Below are 2,561 nucleotides of genomic sequence, written 5' to 3'. Positions count from 1 at the left end.
TCCGCCGCCGACTAGATCAAGAGGGTGTACAGTGGTGGGTGTTCGTCTCTGGAGGTGTTTGGTTGTTCCCGCCGCGGCGTTTCGTGCCTGAGCCGTTATTGCCGCCCAGTCCCGCTGCGGTGCGGGCGTTGCGAGTTATCCGGGAGATTGTCGACGGCCAGGCAGGCTCGGGGGCCGAGGTGCAGACGGTGGTGGATCTGCTTCATATTCACCGGGCTGCGTATGGGGCGGTGGATCCTGCTTTATATGTCGCGGTCCGGCGGACCCGTTCGGTGTCGTTCGGGCGGATGGCGGAGATCATGGGGATGTCTCGGGGCGCGGTCCAGCTCCGGGTGGACAATGGTGACCCGGCGAAACCCGCCCGGGCTGAGAAGTCCCGTCGGTACCGTCGACGAATCGCTGAACGTGACACTGTCCGTGGCCCCCGGGAAAGAGGTCAGGCATGACTGTTCGAGAGTTCGGTCCTTCCAATGCAACATCGTCGGCGGGGTCTTCGACGGGGTGGATGGCGCAGCACGCCCACGACCGCCGGGAATCCCGTGCTTTGGAAGCGCGGCTGGCGCGAGAAGGAGCTGACGCCGCCGCGCGTCGGAAGATCCTCGAACAGAATGCCCGCGAGAAACGCGACCGGGTCGCGCGCGACGCGGACCAGCGGCGGAAAGTCGAGCAGCGCAAGGCCCGCGCGGAAACCCGGTCCGATACCCGGCGGGCAGTGTTGTCGTGGGTGAACGCGCACGTGGTGGAGTTGCTGATCTACCCGATCGCGGTGCTGTCGTTCGCGTTGGCGGCTCCGGCGATGGCCGCCTACGGGACCGTGATCTTCGGTGTGACCGGTTTCTTGCTAGCCGGGATCACTGAGCTGGGGATGTGGGCCTTCGCGCTCGCTGTCGTCGCGTCCCGGCGCCGGAACCCGCACCGGCCTGTGGCCGGGCTGCAGGCCGGGGTGGTCGTGTTCTGCCTCGGAGCGGGCGGGATGAACTTCACCCACGGCCTGCACAAGGCCGGCGGAGGGTGGACGGTCGGGCTGGTGATGGCTGTTGTGTCGGTCGCCGGGATCGTCGCCCACCAGCTGACCTTGGCCAGGGCCCCGCGTTCGCATGCCGAGCGCCGCGCCGACCGGCTGGCCGCGCGGGCCGCAGCTAAGATCGACCGTGCCCAGCACGCAGCGCTGCGCGCCGCCGCGACCGTCGTTGCCGCTGACGGCACCGCGCAGCTCGTCTATCACGACGGCACCTACCGCCTCACCCGCTACCGACGGCTCGTCTCCCCGGCCGGGCACTCCCCGACACCAGCTGAACACCGCGACACTCCGGTGCCTGTTGCCTCGCCGGTCCGGTCCGGACCGGAGACCGCTGCAACGGATGGTGCAGTGGCGGACAGTGTGACCAGCGACAGCGGGCCCGGCGACAGTGTGAGCGCCGATAGTGCGGCGACTGTGGTCCTGCCTGCCGTGGTGCGCGCTGAATCCGGTGAGGACCACACTGTTGACCACACTGTTGACCATGCGGTCGGGACTGCGGAGTGGACTGCCCGTTACGAGGCGTTGCCGGGTGAGACGAAGCTGGCCAAGGCCGAGCTGTTCTTGGCTCGGTCCTGGGAACTCGGAGACGAACCGGCCCTGGCCCGAGTCGACCGCATGATCGACGCTCCACGCACAGCGACAGCCGCGAAGCGCAACCTACGAGGCCGTGGCATCCTGCCTCCTTCTGAACGTGCCGGTGGTCGGGCGGCAGACGGCCGTTCCGGTCTGGCGAGTGTGAGCGCGCTGCCCAGCGCCGGTGAGCTCGCATGACCCGCCGCAGGTGACCGGATCCTGGGAAGGTCTGTTCTGTATGTCGTCGCACCAGCCCGTATCTCACCCGTGTGCCTCAGGTGGTCCCGGTGGCGTGGGTGGTGGCCGTGGTGAGCAGGACGTTCTGGTGTCGTTGGGTGCTGATCTGGGGCGGGTGTCGGCGTTGTTGTCGGCGCAGTTGCCGCGGATCGAGAAGCTCGAAGCTGCTGTCGGGGCGGGGGAGGCCGAGGCCGGGCTGGGAGGTTCCCGGCCGGTGGCGTGGGCGGAGCTCGACCCGGCTGCTGCTGTGAAGGCGTGGGATGAGCTCGGTGTGTGGGTGCGGGATGTGTTGGTTCCGACGGTGGAGCCGTCGGTGCGGCAGGTCCCGCCGTGCTGGCCGGCGCACTCTTGGGGCCGTGAGACGTTGTCGTGGCTGCATGGCGCTTATCGGCAGGCTTACGGCCCGGGCGGGTCGGGTTTCCAGGTCGCGGAGTGGCATACCCGGTGGGTGCCGCATGCTTACGTCGCGTTCGATGCGCCTGATGCTGCGCAGGGCGGGTTCTGCGCTCGGCGGGAGCATCATCCTGTTCCGGGAGCGGATCGTGGGCGGCGTCTGAAGGTCGAGGACTGGTGGGAGTGGTTCGACCGGGCCCGCGCCGAGGACGTGGATCGCCGCCGCGCGGTCTCGGAGGGATAGGGCGCCGGTTCTGGTCATGTCTCGTTGGTGAGTAGGTATCCGGTGTCGGTGATCGGGATGTTCCCGGTGGCGATGGTGGCGACGTCGGCGCGG

General features: G+C 68.6%; 2 protein-coding genes. Both read left to right on the top strand.

Going from position 1 to position 2,561, the window contains the following annotated elements:
• Window positions 1-442 precede the first annotated feature (442 nt).
• Window positions 443-1,792, top strand: a complete 1,350-nt coding sequence (locus tag Ae331Ps2_RS30080; RefSeq protein ID WP_139319203.1) for a hypothetical protein — start codon at window positions 443-445, stop codon at window positions 1,790-1,792.
• 94 nt (window positions 1,793-1,886) lie between these two features.
• Window positions 1,887-2,468 carry a hypothetical protein gene (locus Ae331Ps2_RS30075; RefSeq protein ID WP_139319204.1) on the top strand — a complete coding sequence of 194 codons (582 nt, stop codon included), beginning with the start codon at window positions 1,887-1,889 and terminating at the stop codon, window positions 2,466-2,468.
• Window positions 2,469-2,561: the final 93 nt, after the last annotated feature.

The sequence above is a fragment of the Pseudonocardia sp. Ae331_Ps2 genome, from assembly GCF_001932405.1.
In the GTDB taxonomy this organism is placed as follows: domain Bacteria; phylum Actinomycetota; class Actinomycetes; order Mycobacteriales; family Pseudonocardiaceae; genus Pseudonocardia.
This window is presented reverse-complemented; position numbering and strand designations above follow the sequence as displayed.